The organism is Pedobacter sp. ASV28 (assembly GCF_016428855.1).
In the GTDB taxonomy this organism is placed as follows: domain Bacteria; phylum Bacteroidota; class Bacteroidia; order Sphingobacteriales; family Sphingobacteriaceae; genus Pedobacter.
This window is the reverse complement of the sequence record NZ_JAELTN010000029.1, coordinates 26,642-47,708: the sequence shown is the minus strand read 5'-3', so window position 1 is coordinate 47,708 and position 21,067 is coordinate 26,642. Positions and strand designations below refer to the sequence as shown.

General features: G+C 41.3%; 17 protein-coding genes. 8 read left to right on the top strand and 9 right to left on the bottom strand.

Features of this window, described 5'->3' with window-relative positions:
• Nucleotides 1–207 precede the first annotated feature (207 nt).
• Together JHD79_RS12240 and JHD79_RS12235 are read left to right on the top strand one after the other, a co-directional pair.
• Nucleotides 208–2,205, top strand: a complete 1,998-nt coding sequence (locus JHD79_RS12240) for a PKD domain-containing protein (RefSeq protein WP_199119523.1) — start codon at nt 208–210, stop codon at nt 2,203–2,205.
• 80 nt (nt 2,206–2,285) lie between these two features.
• Nucleotides 2,286–4,955: a CHAT domain-containing protein gene (locus tag JHD79_RS12235; protein WP_199119522.1), complete on the top strand. Its 2,670-nt coding sequence runs from the start codon at nt 2,286–2,288 to the stop codon at nt 4,953–4,955.
• 14 nt (nt 4,956–4,969) lie between these two features.
• Here JHD79_RS12235 and JHD79_RS12230 read toward each other — a convergent pair whose 3' ends face one another.
• The 6 genes from JHD79_RS12230 to JHD79_RS12205 form a co-directional block, all read right to left on the bottom strand.
• Nucleotides 4,970–5,707: a hypothetical protein gene (locus tag JHD79_RS12230; protein ID WP_199119521.1), complete on the bottom strand. Its 738-nt coding sequence runs from the start codon at nt 5,705–5,707 to the stop codon at nt 4,970–4,972.
• 562 nt (nt 5,708–6,269) lie between these two features.
• The gene (locus tag JHD79_RS12225) at nt 6,270–6,623 is read right to left on the bottom strand and encodes a DUF6717 family protein (RefSeq protein ID WP_199119520.1); all 354 of its coding nucleotides are present in this window, start codon (nt 6,621–6,623) and stop codon (nt 6,270–6,272) included.
• Entirely contained in the window at nt 6,623–8,602 is a 1,980-nt protein-coding gene (gene glgB, locus JHD79_RS12220) for a 1,4-alpha-glucan branching protein GlgB (protein ID WP_199119519.1), read from the bottom strand. The genes JHD79_RS12225 and glgB overlap by 1 nt, the downstream gene beginning before the upstream one ends.
• A gap of 34 nt (nt 8,603–8,636) precedes the next feature.
• Nucleotides 8,637–9,296, bottom strand: coding sequence for an ATP-binding cassette domain-containing protein (locus JHD79_RS12215; RefSeq protein WP_199119518.1), 660 nt, complete (start codon nt 9,294–9,296; stop codon nt 8,637–8,639).
• On the bottom strand, nt 9,278–9,601 hold the full coding sequence (locus JHD79_RS12210) for a hypothetical protein (protein WP_199119517.1): 324 nt from the start codon (nt 9,599–9,601) through the stop codon (nt 9,278–9,280). The genes JHD79_RS12215 and JHD79_RS12210 overlap by 19 nt, the downstream gene beginning before the upstream one ends.
• A gap of 88 nt (nt 9,602–9,689) precedes the next feature.
• The gene (locus tag JHD79_RS12205; RefSeq protein WP_199119516.1) at nt 9,690–12,161 is read right to left on the bottom strand and encodes a glycoside hydrolase family 31 protein; all 2,472 of its coding nucleotides are present in this window, start codon (nt 12,159–12,161) and stop codon (nt 9,690–9,692) included.
• A 299-nt stretch (nt 12,162–12,460) separates the two neighbouring features.
• Between JHD79_RS12205 and JHD79_RS12200 the strand changes: the two genes are divergently transcribed.
• From JHD79_RS12200 to JHD79_RS12190, 3 genes are read left to right on the top strand one after another with little or no spacing between them, the layout of a single operon-like run.
• Nucleotides 12,461–13,090 (top strand): ABC transporter ATP-binding protein, encoded by a 630-nt coding sequence (locus JHD79_RS12200; protein ID WP_199119515.1) that lies wholly within the window; start codon nt 12,461–12,463, stop codon nt 13,088–13,090.
• A complete protein-coding gene (locus JHD79_RS12195) occupies nt 13,087–14,298 on the top strand; it encodes an FtsX-like permease family protein (protein ID WP_199119514.1) in 1,212 nt (403 codons plus the stop codon). Before JHD79_RS12200 ends, JHD79_RS12195 begins: the two co-directional genes overlap by 4 nt.
• Before the next feature lie 4 nt (nt 14,299–14,302).
• Complete coding sequence (locus JHD79_RS12190) at nt 14,303–14,752, top strand: hypothetical protein (protein WP_199119513.1); 450 nt, start codon at nt 14,303–14,305, stop codon at nt 14,750–14,752.
• 253 nt (nt 14,753–15,005) lie between these two features.
• Here the strand turns inward: JHD79_RS12190 and JHD79_RS12185 are convergent, their stop codons facing one another.
• Nucleotides 15,006–15,512 carry a peptidylprolyl isomerase gene (locus JHD79_RS12185; protein ID WP_199119512.1) on the bottom strand — a complete coding sequence of 169 codons (507 nt, stop codon included), beginning with the start codon at nt 15,510–15,512 and terminating at the stop codon, nt 15,006–15,008.
• A gap of 346 nt (nt 15,513–15,858) precedes the next feature.
• Nucleotides 15,859–17,868, bottom strand: a complete 2,010-nt coding sequence (locus JHD79_RS12180) for a thioredoxin domain-containing protein (RefSeq protein ID WP_199119511.1) — start codon at nt 17,866–17,868, stop codon at nt 15,859–15,861.
• Nucleotides 17,869–18,016: 148 nt separating this feature from the next.
• On the opposite strand from JHD79_RS12180, the gene JHD79_RS12175 reads away from it, so the two are divergent.
• The 3 genes from JHD79_RS12175 to JHD79_RS12165 all read left to right on the top strand — a co-directional run bounded on the left by JHD79_RS12175 (nt 18,017) and on the right by JHD79_RS12165 (nt 20,769).
• Nucleotides 18,017–19,114, top strand: a complete 1,098-nt coding sequence (locus JHD79_RS12175; protein ID WP_199119510.1) for a mandelate racemase/muconate lactonizing enzyme family protein — start codon at nt 18,017–18,019, stop codon at nt 19,112–19,114.
• A gap of 144 nt (nt 19,115–19,258) precedes the next feature.
• The gene (locus JHD79_RS12170; protein ID WP_199119509.1) at nt 19,259–19,855 is read left to right on the top strand and encodes a GIN domain-containing protein; all 597 of its coding nucleotides are present in this window, start codon (nt 19,259–19,261) and stop codon (nt 19,853–19,855) included.
• A gap of 149 nt (nt 19,856–20,004) precedes the next feature.
• Nucleotides 20,005–20,769, top strand: coding sequence for a DeoR/GlpR family DNA-binding transcription regulator (locus JHD79_RS12165; RefSeq protein ID WP_199119508.1), 765 nt, complete (start codon nt 20,005–20,007; stop codon nt 20,767–20,769).
• A 62-nt stretch (nt 20,770–20,831) separates the two neighbouring features.
• Here the strand turns inward: JHD79_RS12165 and JHD79_RS12160 are convergent, their stop codons facing one another.
• Nucleotides 20,832–21,062, bottom strand: coding sequence for a hypothetical protein (locus JHD79_RS12160; RefSeq protein WP_199119507.1), 231 nt, complete (start codon nt 21,060–21,062; stop codon nt 20,832–20,834).
• Between the last annotated feature and the right edge of the window lie 5 nt (nt 21,063–21,067).

Genomic DNA, 21,067 nt, shown 5'->3' with positions numbered 1-21,067 from the left:
AACAGTGAAGGGGGTGTCCAAAATTCCATTCGTTATTCCGAACTTGATGCCAACCTCACCAATAGGAACGGAGCGCTAAGATGGCCAACACCGTTTACCGTTTAACCGACAAGGGCATGGGGCAGCAAGTTGAACATAACAGAAAAAGAGGATTTTGGACACCCTCTTTTCGTTTTTAAAGGATTGAAATTATATATATATTTAACTATGCGGACAACGTTATACCTTATCTTATTGATCTTATGCACTACAAGGCTTAGTGCACAGGTATTGCCCAGTGATACCATACCTGCGATCATCCACCATCAAACGGAAAATGGGCTAACCAAATTTACCAGCGAATTGAGGCCCTTAAGGCAAATTGCTGGAGCTCCGGCTCCGTTTTACACCTATTTTTGGGAATTTGGAGATGGTGGTTTCAGCTTTGAAAATGAACCTTCGCATCACTATACCCGTTACGATTCGATCGTGGTCAGGCTTTTTGCGACCAATAATTATGATGATGGCAAAAGGCCGCCCACCCGTCCAAAACCCATTAAGCCCACAGGCACCAAACCTTTGATGGCCTCCCTACCACTCCCCTCTTCTAATTTGTTCAAAATGGGGGGGAACATTGAAATGAAAACCAACTGCATGCCCAAGCCGGGAGATGACATGATGTTGGTTTTTGGCTATAGGAACAAAGTGGAAAACGGACAGCAGAACCTTAATGGAACCCTAGCCATACTCTATAATGATGTGGAGTTTAACCACAACAATTTTGAACTGCTGGAATCCAGAACCTATCACCAGGAAAAAAAATCGGATTTAAGACCCTTATTGGAGATGGCTTACCTGCCCTCTAAGTCTAATAAACCCATCTACTATGCTTCCCTTGAAAATGATCTTGGCCACCTATCAGTAGCCGCAAAAGAAAAAATATTACTGAAGGACAGGGCCAAAGCTTTTAGAAGCCAGCAGAGCTGGAAGTTTGACAACCTAAAGCCAAATGAAGAACGTTTCATTTTCATGCATTTTAAAACCACACCAGAAATGCTGAAAGACACGAATGCCGTAGTGCGCATTTCGGGAGCATTTATTCCCGACAATCCCTTGGTAGAAACCGAATTCTTCAACCTAGAACTACAGATTGTGGCCTCTCACGACCCTAACAAGATGGTATTGAGAAAAAGCAGAATGAACTACAGGTTTACCAGCAAAAACCGTGAGCTCACCTATAAGGTGCGTTTTCAGAATACGGGCAAGGGCCCTGCAAAAAAAATAGACGTGGGTGTCAATCTTTCTCCGGTATTCGATCCTGCAAGTCTTAAAATCGTAAAAACAAAACCCGAAGTGCTAAGCTGCGATTCGGCCTACAGCAATCAGAGCTGCCTAAGCACCACCCTTAAGGCAGATAGTATCCACTTTGTGTTCAACAATATTTACCTGCCCGGACTACAACAAAAGGGAGTAAACGATGCCGATTCCACCATGGGCTTTGTAGAGTACAAGATCAGGTTTAAGGAAAAACCGGAAAAACTGCCCATTAAAAGTGGCGCAGCCATTGTGTTCGACAAAAATGAACCCATTTATACGAACAGGGCCGTTGGCAGATTCAAGATGGGCCTTTCACCAGGCCTTATTTTAGGCTATGGCTTCCCATTTGAAACGAATAATCAAAGCTATCTCAACCATAAAAACCTAGTGATAGGTGCCAGTCTATCTCCCTATGCCTCGCACCGCTATTATTGGCAGGTAGAACTTTACTTCAATTCATTTAAGGAGAACACTTATTTGGCAGGCACCGATTTGAGCAGAAAAGACACTGTTATCAACAATACCGCCTACCAGGTATTGGCCAAGGAACTTTACAAGACCAATAAAGTAATGACCCTCAATGCAGTGCCCCTACAGATGAGGTACAATATCAATAAATACATAGGGGCAGGAGCCGGCACTTTGGTTGCCCTTGATCTTTACCAAAAAACCAGTGATGAGCTCAGGTACAAATTAAGAAATACAAATGCCCAGGGTACTTCAACAGACAGCGAGCTGAATAGAGATGTAGGTTCCATAAAAGATAATTTTTCTGATTTCAGGCTTTCGTTTTTTGCAGATGTACAGATAGGATGGGTAAGGGTTGGTCCTGCCCTGGGCCTTAGGTACCTATATGATACAAAAAGCAGTAACAACCGCCTGTCTACCTATATAGCCTGGAAGTTTTGAGCGAGTTGTTATCGTTTACCTATTGATCATTTTCCGGAAATAACAAATCTATTTAATAAATTAGCTGAAATGCAAAAATTATGCGTTCAGCTTTAAGGTATTGTGCTTTTATCCTACTATTTCTCGGTACCGCCATGGTAGCACAGGGCGATGAAATCGATGCGAAGCTACAAGCCTTAAAAACCCAAAACGATCTCAGCAATTGGATATATGAGCGGTTGGATTATGTAAATGAAAATGCCGACCAAAGGTTAAGTTTTCTGATGGCCAGCCAAAAGGACATATGGCGAAAACCAAAGACGGCCGATGAACAGTATGCATGGCTCCATATGCTCAGCACACAAGGCTATTATCAACTTTTGAACGGTAACATACTGGGTTCTATCAACAGCTATGAGAATGCACTTGGTTTTTATCTTGAACACCACATTGACACCTACGACATTGTGGAGTACATCCTTAAACCACTCAGTAATAACTACACGCGTTTAGGCGACTATGAACGGGCCTTATACCTGCAACAGCGCAGCATCAAGTTTCAATCGCTCATTGATAAAAACCCCGAAAAGATAGCCGCCATTTATTGCAACATGGCCATTTCCTATCGCGCTATGGGACGATTGGACGACGCCACCCTTACCCTTAAGAAAGGGCTAAGCTTAACCCAACCCAATACTACATTGACCATTATGTTGACCAATGTACATGCCGATATTTTATACGATCAGGGGCATTATGCCACAGCGGCCGCCCTCATTGAAAACAACATCAAAAAGCAAAAGCTGCTCAATACAGAAAGTGCCTATTGGCTAATGGGCTCTTATACTACTGCCGGCAATGTTTATCTGGAACTACAGGAGTTGAGAAAAGCAGCTCAATATTACCACAGGGCAATCGCCATATTAGACAAGTATTACCTTGGCACAAGAATTAGGGAAAGGGCAAGTTTGTACACCCAAATTGGCAAAACAGCATTGCAGTTAAACCAGCCCCAAGTTGCCCTCCAGTTTTTTAAGGAAACATTATCAACCCTTAAGATTTCAGATGGAAAGGGACAGGTGATGGCAAACAAAATTTATGGAGACAATAAGCTTGTAGAAGTTTTTGAACAAATGGCCAGTGTTCACCTGCTCCTCAAAAACCCCAGAGAAGCGCTTGTTAACATCAAGTTCTCTCTGTTGGCGGCAAATAAGATCAGAAGCGAGTTTGCCGACGACAAAACCAAGGAACGGCTACAGCGCTACCTAAAGCTCATCGCCGAAAAGGGTATAGAGATCAGCTATCAGCAATACCAACAGGCCAAGGACAAAAAACTGTTAAGTGAAATTCTAGAGTTTGCCGAACAGACCAAGAGCCGCACTTTACTGGATCAGATCAATAGCAATAAACAGCATAGTTCCATACTGGCAAAAGACAGTTTATTCATCAGAAAACTTACCCTAGAACGGGCCATCATCTATCAGGAGAAACAGGAAATAGAATCCAAATCACCAACCAGTACCAGCTCCATTGCTGCATTAAAGTACAACCTGTCTTTTATTAACAAACAGATTAAACAGAAATATGGCCATATTGACCCTGAAGATTATTCCCTAAACCTAAATACCACCAAACTACCAAAAGGAAGAACCATAGAGTATTTTTTCGGAAAGCATGCCCTATACCTGATCGACATTGATCAAGGTAGGCCAAACCATATGGTGAAGATCGAAAATGCGGCATTGGTCAAATCGGAAATTCAACATTATGTCAACACCTATTTTCAGGATGGGCCAGCGGCAATGCTGAATGCTCCCAAAGCATTTTACCAAAGCTCTTTCCACCTCTACCAAACACTACTTGGGAAAATCACTTTTGCCCCAAATGAGCACATCACCATTATCCCCGATGAAGTGCTTGGCTACATTTCCTTTGATGGACTGATGACCAAAGACCATTTCACGCCCAATATTTCAAGTTGGCCTTTCTTCATTAAACAGCACACCATCAGTTACGCATTTTCCCTGAAAACCCTCGCCCTAAACCAAACTAAGAACAGCAAAGGATCATTCACTGGATTTTTTATTACCCACCAAAAGGGCCATAACAAGCCATTAAAGGCCATAGCGGACGAAGCCAAGGGAATTCAACAATTGGTAAGTGGAAATTTTATATTTAATGAGCGGGTAAACGCTTCGTCATTTATGAATGCCTTTGAGAACAGCAAGGTGCTTCATATTGGCACGCACGCTTATCTATCTGGCCTCAACAAAGAACCCACACTCGATCTGGGAAGTGAAAAAGTCTATCTTTTTGAATTTGCAGATCAGCAACATGCACCTGACCTGGTGGTGCTCAGTGCCTGCCGCACTGCCGACGGATTGTTGGCCAACGGCGAAGGAATTATTAGTCTGTCTAGGGGCTTTAATGCCATTGGCACATCCAGTACCATAGCTGGTTTATGGAATGTAAACGATAGGGCTGCTTCGCTAATTACCCATACTTTATATCAAAATTTAAAGGCTGGCGAAACAGGCAGTGAAGCACTTCGCAAGGCAAAGCTGGCATGGCTCACCACTGAAAAACCAAATGATGGACTATACCTGCCCTATTATTGGGACAGCCTCATTTACATGGGCAGGGACCAGTCATTTGAACTTCGGTCGCCAGTTCATAATTTATTGATATGGGGCATGGGTTTGGCTTTAATTCTTGCTACTTTACCCCTAGTTGCCATGTTTATTAAGTACATTAAAAGAAAGGCCAACTAAGCTATCTTCGAACATTAAACGCCTACGGACACGGGCTTGGACAGTTTACCCAACAGTTCCTGGGCCTGATGATAATACAAGGTACCTTTTGGGATCTTAACCAACCACTGCTGGCAATCTAACGAACTACCTTGTTTTAAATAACTCAAGGCCATCATATAGGCTGCATCATATTTATGGGCCGACTTACCATCATATATAGGCATTAGCACCTCGCTGATCGTTTCAAAGCAATTATTCTCCAACAACATCACGCCATAATAATAGCCCAATTCTACATCCTCCGGATTTTTCATATACAGTTTAGCGACCACCTGCTTGGCTTCATCATACTGTTTTTCATTATAATATTTTGCGGCTAAGCTAAAATCTTGATAAGGTGCTTTGTCCAGATTGGCAGTTAAGTATTGCTCATTGATTTTAAACTGGTCATAAAGACTAGATTTCCAAGGCTGCCATAGCAATAGGGCAGTAACCATTGCTAATGCGACCGTAAAAAACCATAAGCGATCCAATCCGTAAGAAAGCTCTTCCGCTACATAAGGTTTATCTTGTGTTACTTTTGCTTTTTTAAAGCTTGGCAAGGCCAGTACATCCCTTATTTGAAGCCCTAGGTTACGGTGCATATCCCTATAGTACAACAAATACTCCTGCAATTCTTTATCGTATTTTACTGTATTCTCAAATTCAGTATATTCATTTTCGCTTAAATCACCCTCTACATAACGAGCCGTAAATAAAATTTTGTCCATGATTATAGGCATTAATTTTCCACTCTATTTTCATTATAAATCCACACTGTATATTTATTTCCCCAAAATTCATTTCGAAATAAACGTGTATTATTTTCTACAAAAACACACAATAAGAGTAAATCATTACCCAAAATACAATATATTACCCAATATATAAAATAAAAAGGAGATTTTTTTGAAATTTAAACCAGCGCACCACCACAAACACCAAACACAGAGAAATAAAAAAACAAATAACAGTAGAATTTTTTCCACACAATCAACCAAAAAAGCCTTTCAACATGAGCTCGTTTGCGTTAGAAAGGCTATCAGTTATGGGTTAGAGTTTATGGAAATTGACAGGCCGGGTAACTTCTAAAAAGTTAGATCGATGTAGCAGGCTGCCTAAATTTCACTCTACACTTGTTCCGCTACGTCGGAATAGACTTTTATAAAATCCAAAGCCCACAGAATATCCAGGAATGGAGGTCTCCTATCCTCGACATGACATTTTTTTTTACGGATATTGCTTATGAGGAGGGTTGTGGGTTGTGTTATATGCCAGAATTAGGCCAACACCTTAAAGCGCGGCGAAATAAATACGCTGGGGGTATTCATCAAAAATAAATTCGGCAACTTCACACAACCAGACCTTAAGATCAACTTTATTTTCCTGGTAGCTTTCAAGGAAATAATTTCCCCCTCCACCCAGATTAGGCTCGCCGATGCGTATCAGGGTTAAGAAATCTGCCCCTTCAAACTTTGCATTGGCTATGGCCACCTCAATCCTATCTCTATTTTCACCAAGCAGATCGAGCCATTGGTCCGCCCCTTCAATCATCTGGAGATCTTCGGGATCACCTTTCCATTCGGGCAGCTCCAAATACCACTCGTCCTTTTTATGCTTATAAAAAACGAACACTCTTTTTACCATCAGCTCTCCTTTTTAAAGACGACAACTCCCAATGGAGGCACATTAACTAAAATAGATTGATGTTGACGATGATACGGTATACCCTCTGTTTGTTTAGCGCCTATGTTCAGGTTTCCACTTCCAAAGAATTCCACTGCATCCGTATTAAAGATCTCTCTCCATTTTCCCTTCACAGGAATACCTATCCTAAAGTCCTGCCTATAAACGGGCGTAAGGTTTAGCACCACCACCAGTGTATCCTTAACCTGTGCAGACTTCCTTAGGTATATATATATTGAATGGTCTGCATCATCTGCCTCTAGCCATTCAAAGCCCTCACTAGAAAAATTATATTTATATAGGGCTGCTTCTTTTCGATAGAGCTGATTCAAAGCCCTCACCAATTTCTGCATCCCTTGATGTGGCGCATGCCGTAGGAGATCCCAGTTTAACGACTCCATGTAATTCCACTCTGACGTTTGGGCAAACTCATCGCCCATAAACAAGAGCTTGGCACCTGGATGGGTAAACATATAGGCATACAGCGCCCTGAGGTTAGCAAACTTTTGCCATTCATCGCCAGGCATTTTATAGATCATTGGAGACTTGCCATGTACCACCTCATCATGCGAAAAGGGCAACATAAAGTTTTCGGTAAAAGCATAGGCCATACTAAAGGTCAGCTGATGATGGGCATGTTTCCGGCTAATGGGATCCTGCTTGAAATACTTCAAGGTATCGTTCATCCAACCCATCATCCACTTCATACCAAAACCCAATCCGCCGGCATATACAGGCCGGGTTACCCCATCATAGGTACTGCTTTCTTCAGCAATGGTCTGTATGCCCTTAAAATTACCATAAGCCGCTTCGTTCATATCCTTTAAGAATTTCACCGCCCCCAGGTTCTCGCTTCCTCCAAATTCATTGGCCCCCGACTCTTCCGGCGTTCTACTGAAATCAAAATACAGCATGGAAGCTACCGCATCTACCCTTAGGCCATCTGCATGGTATTGGTCTAACCAGAACATGGCATTACTAATGAGAAAAGACCGCACCTCATTTCTATCGTAGTTAAAAATATACGATTTCCAATCTGGATGGAAACCCTTGCGCATGTCGGCATGTTCGTAAAGGTGTGTTCCATCAAAATGATACAAACCATTGGCATCTCCAGGAAAATGCGAGGGAACCCAATCTAATATAACAGCAATATCATGTCGATGAAGCTCATCGATTAAAAACATGAGATCTTGCGGTGAACCATGACGTGAACTTGCCGCATAATAGCCCGTTACCTGATAGCCCCACGAAGGGTAATAGGGATATTCCATAATGGGCAGGAACTCTACGTGCGTAAACCCCATATCCAATACATAAGGCACCAATGATTTGGCAATTTCCCCATAGCTTAGCACCCTTTCCGGATTGGAAGGATCTCGTTGCCAAGAACCCAAATGCAATTCGTAAACGGAAATAGGCTGGTCAAGTGCATTGCGCTTAGGCCGTTTGTTCATCCATGCCTTATCATTCCACTGATATAGCGTATCCCAAACAACAGAAGCTTTATGGGGCGGATGTTCAGCATGCAATGCATAGGGATCACTTTTTTCCAGATCACTACCATCAAAGCCTTTAATATAATATTTATAAACTTCCCCTTTTTTAAGATGAGGAATAAAACCTTCCCAAATTCCCGATTCGTCCCACCTGTTAAAGAGCAAGTGGCTTTCCCTATTCCATCCATTAAAGTTTGCCATGAGGCAAACCTTTTTTGCATTGGGTGCCCAAACGGCAAAATAAACACCCGCCACACCATCAACCTCGCAAAGATGCGCACCTAGCTTCTCATATAACCTGAAATGCTTTCCCAAAAGAAACAGCGAAATATCAAACTCGGTCAGCAAACTATGTTGCCAAACAGCCGAATTTAACCTTTCTGCCACCTGATCTGCTTTTTCAGTACTGTTCTTGGGTATTTTAGTTTTTTGCTTAGTCATATGGTCGTTTTTCCTGAGTAAGATAACAATTATTTTAGTCGCTTGTGTTGGGCAAGTAACCATAGCGCTTTAGATCGTCTACCGTATCGATATGGTAATTACTTCCATTATTTAACAATACCATACGGCTTGCAAATTGCAGTATGTGGCTATAATAGTGATCTGTAATTACAAAACCTTTATGGGGCAGCATGAATAAGATATTGGCCTTAATTTCCTCTATCATCAATGGCGACAACTGCGAGAAAGGCTCATCAAGCAAGACATACCTTGCGTCGCTATATATCATCAATAAAGCTTCTACAAGCCTTCTATTCCCTCCCGACAGATGACCGATCTTTTCGTTCAAATTATCCCTAACCACCTCTTGTTGTAGCAATTGCGCTCTATATTTATTTACATAAAGTTCTACCAAGGTGACCACCCGCATATAACGGGGAATAAAATAGGATTGCGGAAGATAAACGACTTCCCCACTTAAATATCCTTTTTCAATTATTTTGCCATCAATTCTCAAGTGCTTATTATGCGGACTGATGCTGCCAAAAATAGCCTTCAACAAGGTAGACTTGCCACCACCATTTCTTCCGAAAACACCTACTATTTCCCCTGCACCACACCTTAAATATACCTGGCTAAGCACATGCCCATTGCCAAAGCGATGATCTACGCTGTCTATACAAAGCTCGTACATAGCCAACAAAACATTAAAAGCACAGCACACAGCACGAAATCAATGGCAAAAAAAATACCTAACACCTTCCTATAACCTAAACCTAAATTATAATAGTAAAATTTACGACGGTCAAAAAGCAACTTCTCTGTCAGTAAAGTTACGACATAGCCCATCAGCTTAAATGCAGTCAATATATTATATAGGCCAACTTTACCAAAGCCTTTCAGGTAGAATAAATGGAGAAAGAATAAGCTCAAACCTAAATTCAGAACAAATACCAATTTGAAATGATTAGTATAAATGATCTTTAGTTTATTATACATGCAAATTCTTTCTATAAGTCTTTACCATGACCAGAACCTCTCTACAAAACAACAGCCCCAAACACGCCTGGTTATACACCTCTCATCACTATGCTTTCAGGATGTTAATGCGCATAAAGTTTTTGTTCGATTTAAATCTCAGGCATTTTTGTTCGTCAATGCTAAAATCAAAGATTTCTTTGTCATCTACAAAAATCTTACCCACGGTAAAAGGCAACCCTATTACATTATAATCATACAATTCATAATTTGGCGTATATAGTCCCTCGATAGACTGTTCGATATGCAGGCTACGCCCATCTCCTTTTACATTGAATTTCTTTTCCAGATAGATATCCTGCTCATAAGCAAAGGTATCACCATGATCTTCATACATAAAGGAATTGACTTCATAATCGGCATAATAAACGTTCAGCCATACTTCATCAATTGGTTTTTCGCCCACATATTGCATCACCGGATATTCTGGAACAATGGAACCTGCCCTAACAAAAAGCGGCATGGTTTCCAATGGGGTATCGATCACATATTCATCCTCTCCATTCAACAGTTCGTGCGACCAAAAGTTGTACCATTTCCCTTTAGGCAAATAAATCCGTCTTGAAGTAGCACCTTGCTCTAGTACAGGGCAGACCAAGATCTTATCTCCAAATGTAAATTCATCTTGACGGAAGTGATTGGCAATATTTTCCTGTTCCAACATGGCCAAAGGCCTGAGGATGGGAAATCCATAGCGGTGATGCTCCCAGAACACAGAATAGATATAAGGCATTAGCTTATATCTTAATTCAATAAACTTACGGTTGATACTGGTAAACGGTTCTCCAAAACTCCAAGGCTCACGCTCTGAGGTATCGCCCGCAGAATGAGCACGCATAAACGGTGAAAATACACCCAATTGTATCCAACGGGTAAACAATTCGCCATCTGGTTCTCCACTGAAACCACCTATATCGGTACCACAGAAGGGCACTCCAGAAATGGACATTCGCTGGCACTGGATATTGGCTATTTTCAAATGTTCCCAAGTGGCCACATTATCTCCGGTCCAAACGCAGGCATAACGCTGCATACCCGAATAGCCTGCCCTGGTAATGGTAAACGGCCGCTTGTTACGTTGCAATTTCTTTAGGCCATCATAGGTAGAACGTACCATTTGCATCCCATAAACATTATGGGCCTTGCGGTGCGAACCCCTACGCCCATCGTAATTATGCCTTACATCATTTGGAAAAGTACCCGAACCAAAAACAGCAGGCTCATTCATATCGTTCCAAACACCTGCCACTCCTAAATCTACCAATTCTTTATACAAACCTCCCCACCATTCCCTCACTTCGGGATTGGTAAAATCTGGGAACTGACAACGACCTGGCCATACATGGCCTTCCATAAAATAATCATCACTTCGGCGACAGAAATAATTGTTTTCCTTCCCTTCCTTAAACACCCAATAATTATCGTCTACCTTAATTCCAGGATCTATCATGACTACGGTTTTCATGCCTATATTGGCCAAATCCTTGATCATCTTCTTAGGATCGGGGAAATATTTCTTGTTCCAGGTGAAACAACGATATCCATCCATATAGTCTATATCTAAATAAATGGCATCGCATGGAATTTCACGAGACCTGAAACCTTCCGCTATTTCCCTCACCTTACTTTCCGGGTAATAGCTCCATCGACATTGATGATAACCGATAGCCCATTTTGGGGGCAATTGGTGTGTTCCAGTTAGGGATTGGTATCGCTTAACGACGTCCATCATATGTGGACCATGCATATAATAGTACTGTAATTCTCCGCCATCTGCCCAAAAGCTCGTTTTTACATTATCCTCTTTTCCAAAATCGAAATAAGATCTAAAAGTATTATCGAAGAATATACCGTAAGTGGCGCCTTCATTAATTCCCATATAGAACGGAATGGTCCTATATAGCGGATCTTGATCCCAACCATAGGAATAGGCATCGGTATTCCAATTTTGGAATTTCCTTCCCCTAAGGTTCATATTGCCCGACTTATCGCCCAAACCAAAGAAATTCTCCTCTGGCTGACAATGTTTGGTCGCAAATACATAGTATCCTCCAAATTCCACATTCTCCTCCCAGTGCATGGCAGAAGCATCACTACCGCTTACCAAGCCCGTGTGGATATCTATAAACGAGATCAGAAAATCGGCCTTACTTACCCTACAAGTAACCACATTGGTAGAAATGAGATAATGGTCTGTTGTTTCTTCCAACCTGAACAAGGTAACCTTTTGGTCTACCTGTGGTACAGCATAGGAGAAATCATCCAAAAAAACACCATGTGGTGCTAAGCGCACCCTAATAATTTCATCGCTAACCACCCTTACTTCTACCCTAGCGCTTCCATCAGAAAAATAGAACTTATTATTTTCTTTCTTAACCTCCTTAACCGAGGTTAGATATTGCTTCACTATAGGCTTTAAATCCGTTACCGGATTGTTTAAGTGTTGTATGCCCTCTTCATCGGGTATATTTTCATTCAGTGGTGATATATGATCTAGCTCGTTATTTAAACTTTCTTCCATACTATATGCTATTATAAACTTCTTGTTAAAACAAAAAACTGAGAGAATTATCTTTTTCGAAATGTATTTCCGGTTCTGGAACTACATTGTAAATATATAACAAATACCAAGCAAACAAAATCAAATTATGCTTTAATGAAGCTAGGGCACCGATATCCGCAAAAAAGCGACCGCCCCCCATACTGTCCTAATTCCATTTGCTTTAACCGCAGCTCTTTCAGCAGTAGCAAATACTTTACACATTGATAGGTTGCTATTTAAGTGCTTATCTTATTTTTGTAGCCTAGCGCAATTGGCACATGATCTCAATTCAATCTGTTTCACATCAATATGCCCCTGGACAAGTACTAAAATTTGCCGATTGGCAGGTTGACAATGGGGAACAATGGCTGTTATTAGGACAGTCTGGCAGCGGAAAAACTACTTTACTGCACATTCTGACCGGCTTACTTAATCCCACAGGTGGCAATATAAAGATAAACGGCACCAGCCTTTACCAACTTTCCTCCAAAAAACTAGACGAATTTAGGGGGCAGCATATTGGCATTATTTTTCAAAAGCCACACCTGATCAAAAGCCTGAACATTACCGAAAACCTATTATTGGCCCAAAGTTTTGCAGGCTTGCCCACAAGCAAAAAACGTATTGAAGAGGTGCTCGATTCTCTGGCTATGCTGGCCAAGAAAAATGCCTACCCTCAAGAGCTAAGCCAAGGACAACTACAACGTGTTACCATTGCCAGGGCAGTCCTCAACAAACCTGCCCTGCTCATTGCCGATGAGCCTACATCGAGCCTTGACGATGGAAATGCAGCAGCCGTATTGGCCTTATTGAAAGAACAATCGGAGCTTAACCGGGCTACCCTGGTTGTAGCTACCCACGATAAAAGAGTGAAAGATGCATTTACCCTTACCTACCATTTAACATGAGCCCATTTAACATTAGCTGGAAAAACCTTTGGTCCAAACCATTAAACGCAGCGCTCAACATCTTACTGATTGCCTTTGGAACGGGCATTTTAACTGTTCTGCTATTGGCTTCTACACAAATTGAAGACAAGCTGGAGAAAAACTCAAAAGATATTGACCTGGTAGTGGGTGCAAAGGGAAGTCCATTGCAGTTAATTTTAAGTAGCATTTACTACATCGATTTTCCAACGGGAAACATTCCGATGAAAGAGGCGAAGGCCTTAATGCGCAACCCTTTTGTAAAACGGGCAGTTCCTTTGGCCCTGGGCGATAATTACAATGGCGTGCGTATTGTAGGTACCGATAGCAATTACATCAGTCTTTATGGCCTAAAAATACAAAGCGGAAGATTTTGGCAAGCCGACCTAGAGGCCACCATTGGCGCCAACGTAGCCAAAGCACAAAACCTGAAAGTTGGAGACACTTTTTTGGGCGGTCATGGCCTCACCGAAATGAAAGACGAACACAAGGAGCATGCTTATCAAGTGGTCGGTATTTTAACTCCGCAACACAACGTAACGGACAACCTTATTTTGACCAATATTTCCAGTGTATGGAAAATGCATGGCGACGAGGGGGAAGAGCATCCTGACCAGAACAACAATAATGCTACAGACCATGATAAAGACAGAGAGTTTACTTCACTCCTGATCCAATACCGCTCGCCTATGGCCGTAGCCATGTTCCCTCAAATGGTCAATCAAACCACCACTATGCAGGCTGCAAGTCCTGCACAAGAAAGCACCCGTTTGTTTTCTTTAATTGGGATAGGAGTAGATACCCTGCAATGGTTTGCCCTATTGATTATGCTTATTGCGGCCGTTAGCGTATTTGTAAATCTTTACAACTCCCTAAAAGAAAGAGCTTACGACTTGGCCATTATGCGTACATTGGGCGCCTCTAAAAGTAAACTCTTTTTCATTATTATTTTAGAAGGCTTAATTTTGACTTTAATAGGTACGTTTATAGGCATAGCTTTGGGCCATGGCATTTTACAATGGATAGGCAGCTACCAGGAAAGTAGCCAGGCCAGAATAAACGGTATATTGTTTATTAAGGAAGAATTTTATTTATTGGCTGCAGGTTTATTGATTGGCATAATAGCCGCCATCATTCCTGCTGTACAGGCCTACAGATCAAATATATCTAAGATTTTAGCAAAAAACTAACACCATGAAACAACTCGGATTTGCATTTTTATTATTTATTGGCTTTACCTTTTCTGCAAAGGCGCAACATGACCCCAGCGACCAGATTATATCGGCTAATTGGGACATTATAGGCGATGTTGAATTTAAAATGTCTAAGGATGATACAGAAATGTATGCCATTTTTAACAACGACATTAAAAAACGTGCAGGAAAACCCTTCGAACTGGAAGGCTATATTGTACCCATTAAAGATGGCATGAAACAGACCAAATTCATGTTGTCTACCCTACCTATAAACCAATGCTTTTACTGCGGAAAAAACGGTGTGCCCATTATGGTCGAGGTGCAATTAACAGAACCTATAAAATTCACCTATCAGACCATTAAGGTAAAGGGCATTTTAAAGTTAAGCACCACCAACGCCATGGATAGTTCACCTATTACTTTGCTGAATGGAACGGTGGTGAAATAAATATAAACCGTCATTTGGAACGCATGTGAGAATTGAAAATCAACTAAGTTAATTCTGTTCTATAGAAGTTTTTTACTTGCAGATTTCTCAGTTGTACCTCCTTCGAAATGACGACATGAGTACATAAAAAAATCCCTAGGCGTTTTGCTAGGGATTTTTTATGCGCTGTCTACTGTCATCCAGAGCGTAGCGAAAGATCTACATATTTTTCAGATTCCTCGTAAACCAGGAATGACAAAAGCCTTAAAGCTTATTAATGTCCTGAATGGCCATCTGCACCATGTGCGTGACCATGACTTAGCTCGTCGGCAGTTGCTTCTCTTACCGTTAAGATTTTACCAGCAAAGATCAGGTTTTTACCTGCCATTGGGTGGTTCAAGTCAACTGATACATATTCTTCATGTACACCGGTTACACCTGCACGGAACTGGTTACCTTGGTTGTCCTGCAATGGAATTACATCGCCTACGTTTGGCAATTCACCACCAGCTTCCTTAAACATGCTTATGGGCAGGTCTACATGGGCAGCTGCATCAATTTCTCCATATCCGTCTGCTGGCGAAAGTTCAAAACTATACTCATCACCTACGGTTAAACCTTGTAAGTGCTCTTCAAATTTAGGCAACATCATGCCTACACCGTATAAAAATACTAGTGGGTTTTCTTCGTTAGCTTTTTCAACAAAAACTTGCTGACCTTCTGGAGTGGTAGTGTGAAGCTCATAAGTTAGAGAAACTACCGTGTTAGAACTAATATTCATTCTTTTGCTTTTAATTTATAAAATGTTACGCCTCATCAACTGTGTTTAGCAGGCAGCTGGCAAGTTTTATTTCGGCAAATGTACCCTTATTATTAAGTTTAACAAAAAACCACTTTGATTGTTGATAAAAAGGATACAAAGTTTAGTAACAGAGCGAAATTGACCCTAAAAAAATTTAACCTTATTAATTAGTGCCAAAGCTTATTTTTAATTAAAAAAGTCATCATCAAGCACCTTACCGGTATATCGAAACCATGTTTAATTTTGAGATTTAATTTCCGCCTGGCTACCCCACTTCACAAATGCAGAAGCAAATCTCAAACAACCCAACTTACTTATTATAGAACTATTTGATATGTCTTAAAGCCTCATCAACGCTATTTACAGGTAGTTGACAAGTTTTATTTCGGCAAACATAGATCTTCGTTTGTTCACTCTCCTTATACTTTAGCAAGGGGAGCTTGCTTTTTACCCCCGCCAATGTGATTTTATTGGGAATATAATGCTGATCAAATGTTTTCTTAACGGTTCTAAAGTCCTTTCCGGCAATGGCTATCTCATTAATCCCATATACTTCATTCAATAGCTGTATACTCCAGTTGGAATAGGCAGAACCATATGCTTTTATTCTTGGCAGCACTGCTTTCAGCATTTTTGATGCTTTTTCCAAATACAGTTCATGATCAAAGAACAATCCAAGTTGCTGTAGATTAATGGCCATTACCGAATTTGATGCTGGAATAACATTGTCCATTACCTCATGTTTGCGGGCAATCAGGTCTTCGCTCTTATTTGAGGTATAAAAGAACATAAGATTATTTTCATCACTGAAATTAGCCAGTACATAGTCGGTAAGCTCTTTGGCTTCATTTAACCAAGCTTCATTGAAATCAACTTCATACAAAGCAATTAAGGCTTCTATTAAAAAAGCATAATCGTCTAAAAATCCGTTGATGCTTGCTTTTCCATTTTTATAGTTCCTAAAGAGACCGCCATCTTCATCCATTAGGTGGTTAAGTATAAAGCTTGCCGCTTTTTTTGCTTTCTCGTAATATTCATCATTTGCCAATACCTGGGCAGCATCAGCCAGCGCCTTGATCATCATGGCATTCCAGGCGGTTAAACATTTATCATCTAAACCTGGCCTTACCCTTTTACCTCTTTCCCTGAGTAGTTTGGCCTTGGCTGTTTCAACAAGTGCAGTAAATTCAGCTTCACCGAGGCGATATTTTGCCATCAAATCATCATCATTAAGGGTACGCCTTAAGATGTTGGTGTGTTCTTCTTCCCAATTGCCCTCAACCGTAACGTTAAAATAAGCTGCCAATAAAGCCTGGTTTTCTCCCAACACTTCATCAAATTCGGCTTTGCCCCACACATAAAACTTTCCTTCCACCCCCTCGCTATCTGCATCTAAAGCCGAATAAAACAATCCATTTGGCGCAGTCATTTCCCTGTCTATCCAGCTGATGGTTTCTCTAACCACTGCAGCAAAAGGCTCATACCTTAAACATTGATAGGCCTCTGCATATAGGCTAATGAGCTGGGCATTGTCATATAACATTTTTTCAAAATGTGGCACATGCCACTTGTCATCTACCGAATAGCGGGCAAAACCGCCTCCTATCTGGTCGTATATGCCCCCCATAGCCATGGCCTCCAAAGTGTTGGTCACCGCCATCATCACGCTTTGATCTGCATTTAGAAAGCTGCTTCGCAACAAGAAAGTCCAGTTATTTGGCAAAGGGAACTTGGGCGCTCTATTGTAACCGCCTTGGATCATATCAAAATGACGTTTCCAAGGTTCGATGATTTCTGTTAGCTGCTCTTGTTTAAAAACCACCTCGTCTTCACCCGCACTAACCAGTTCTGCCTGCTGCAAACCCTCTGTCAATCGTTCTGCGTACTTGATTGCTTTTTGAGGTTCATTTTGCCATAAGCCTGCCAAATTCAACAAAATATTGATCCAATCTGCCTTGCGAAAATAGGTTCCCCCATAAATTGGCCGTTGGTCTGGCAAGCAGATGGCATTCAATGGCCAACCTCCATTGCCATTCATCAACTGTACGGCCAACATATAAATCTGATCAATATCTGGACGTTCTTCCCTATCCACCTTAATACAGACGAAATGTTTATTCATGACCTCGGCTACCTCATGGTTTTCGAAGCTTTCGTGCTCCATTACATGACACCAATGGCAGGCAGAATAACCCACGCTCACGATCAGGAGCTTGTTCTCATCTTTGGCTTTTTTAAGCGATGTTTCATTCCATTCGTACCACTGTACCGGGTTATAGGCATGCTGCAACAGGTAGGGAGAGGAAGCATGGATAAGGCTATTGGGTTCTTGCATAATGTAAAGGTACTGGGTTTGATTGGCATGTTTAAAAATTTGCTGTAATTTTATCACCTCGATGCATTACGTTATACCTAAAAAGAAGAACTGAACCCAAGCCTAATTTAGCAGGCAATGCACCCTAAATTATAAATCAAAACTCAACATGAAAATTACCCACACCGAGATCTACCGTTTTAGCATCCCTATGGAGCCTTTTGTAATTGCCACCGGCACTATGCATTTTGCACAGAATGTACTGGTCAGGATTTTTACCGACACTGGTCTGCATGGCACAGGAGAATGTTCCGCATTTCCAATGATTGTTGGCGAAACCCAGGAAACCTGCTTGGCCATGGCCAAAGATTTCGCACAAATCTTAAAAGACAAAGATCCTTTGGATATTCCAGCACGCATGAATGACCTATTGGGCTATGCCGCACATAACCCCACCATTAAAAGTGCTTTCGATATGGCACTGTTTGATATCGCGGCCAAACATGCCAACCAGCCCTTGTACCAATTTCTTGGCGGCCACAAGCGTACCATAGAGACTGATATGACCCTAGGTATTGACACGCCAACAAATATGGCCGCAAAAGCGCTGGAACACAAAAACAATGGCTGCAGAATCATTAAAATAAAATTGGGCAAAAAAGTACATGAAGATATTGAACGGGTAGCCACCATTAGAAAAGCGGTAGGCGATGAAACAACCCTACGACTGGATGCTAACCAAGGCTGGAGTTTTGACGATGCGCTTTTTGCACTGACCGAGCTGGCACAATACAACATCGAATTTTGTGAACAGCCCATGAGAACCTGGTTCGATGATCAGCTACCTGAATTAAACCTCAATTCTCCCATTCAGTTGATGGCTGATGAAAGCTGCTACAACTATCACGATGCCAGAAAATTGATCAATGCACAGGCCACCACTTTCCTAAACATTAAGTTTGCCAAGTCTGGTGGAATTTTAGAAGCGCAGAAAATACATGAGGTTGCCCTACAAAACGGGGTAAAATGTATGATTGGAAGTATGTTGGAAAGCCGATTGGCCCTAACGGCAAACCTACACTTTGCTTTGGCCAGTCCAAATGTGGTCTATTTTGACCTCGACACCTGCCTATTGGGCCATTTGGTAGATCCTGTTGTGGGCGGCTTAACCTATCACGGCTTCTTCTTAGACGTACCAGATACACCTGGCATTGGTGCAGAAGCAGATGAAATATTTTTAAAGGATTGTGAAAACTGGATAATATAGACGGAATAACGGCTAAAGTTATTTTTTGTTAGAAGAGATGCTTTAGCCGTTCGTCGAAATCCATAGCCTGTTCGTCGATTTTCATCATAAGCCTTGCAACGTTTTATCATGACCTGCGTCTCATCAATAAAACACAGATCAATTATGAAACAAAGAACTTCTTCGCTATTAGCTATCGGGATTTTAGCTTTAGCCCTTACCTCATCAACCGTTTATGCCAACAATTCGGCAAACTCGAACCTGAACATCCGCACTTATGAAGAAAACCAAACTGCTAAAAAAGTGATTATTTCTGGTAATGTAGAAGTAACTCTTGTACAAGATGCAGAGAGCAAGAAATTATACACCAACGACGGTACGGCAAAAGCCAGGGTATACAGCACCGATGATGCCATTTATGTATCTAGCAAAAAAAGTGGCGAAACTGCAAAAATCACACTTTATGTAGGCAACATCAGTAGAATAGACATAGAAGGTAATGCTGTAGTAAATACCAAAAACACCCTAAATCTTCAGTATTTACAAATTATCCTGAAAGATAATGCAAAGGCAGACATCAGCTCGAAAACTGAAAGCCTATACACCAAATTAGTTAACGAATCGTCATTGAAACTTAATGGAACCACTGGTACGCATGCCATTTCCACTAATGAGCTGGCCACTTTAAACACTAAAAACTTTAAAGCTGCAAAAACAGAAATTGAAAACCGTAATTCGGCCGACTACGCAAAAGCGAAATAATTTTAAGGTTTAATACAAACAGGAGCGTTGCGTTATTACGGAACGCTTTTTTTATGCCCCAAATTAATATTTAATAACTCACCTTTTTAATTTAGATTTGTAACCTAAATTATTGTTTAATACTTATTTACCCACATCGCTCGGTTAGCATGAAAAATATTACTGATAGGCACGAATATATTCTTAAAAAGTTAAAAGAGGATGGAAAAGTAAGCATCATCGAACTGATAGATTTAATGAAAGTTTCTGGGGTGACCATCAGAAAAGATTTAAAGATGTTGGAAGACAAAAACCTTCTTTTCAGGACAAGAGGTGGTGGTTCTATCAAAAATCCGTATGCCAGTGAAAGAAGCATTTACGAAAAAGAGCTGATTAATGCCGAAGAAAAGCAACGCATTGCGAAAGCTGCACTAAAGCTGATCAAGAACACCGATTCGATCACCATCGGTTCTGGCTCTACCGTTTTCGAAGTGGCCAGATTTTTAAATCCTGCAGAGCATATTACCGTGATCACACCGGCTTTAAAGGTGGGTTTGGAATTGAGCAACCGACACAATATAGAAGTACTGCAACTGGGTGGTATGATCAGGTCCAATTCTTCATCGGTAGCTGGCAATTTTGCCGAAAAAATTCTGGAAGAAATTTCCTGTGGCATTCTTTTTCTAGGCGTAGACGGCATTGATCTCGACTTTGGCTTTTCCATTACCAACTTGGCCGAGGCTGCCTTAGATCAAAAAATGATCGAAACTGCGCAAACCGTTGTGATATTGGCCGATAGCACCAAGTTCGACAAAAGGGGCTTAGGGAAAGTATGCACTTTCGAACAGGTTTCCTATGTGATTACCGACGATAAAGTGCCCGAAATTGTAGTACAACAGATTGAAGAAAAAGGGGTGAAAGTGATTATTGCCTAACTCCCACCCGCCTTTATCCTTTCGTCATTGCGAAGCAATCTTAAAAGTTTGTCATTCCAACTTTAGGGCGCACTCCTATTTATCGGAGAGGAATCTGTTAGTTTAATGAACTTACCCACAGTTGAACCTGCGTTGAAAGCATAGCCATCTTCTGCCAACTGAAATTCCTTTTTGAGCATTGGCTTGAGAGTATACACAATCTGCCAATCAAGGTAGTTAAATACAATGGCAAAAAATATCAATGCGGTAATTAACCAGCGTCTACGTTCTGGAATTAAAAAAGTTTCCTTCATCAGCT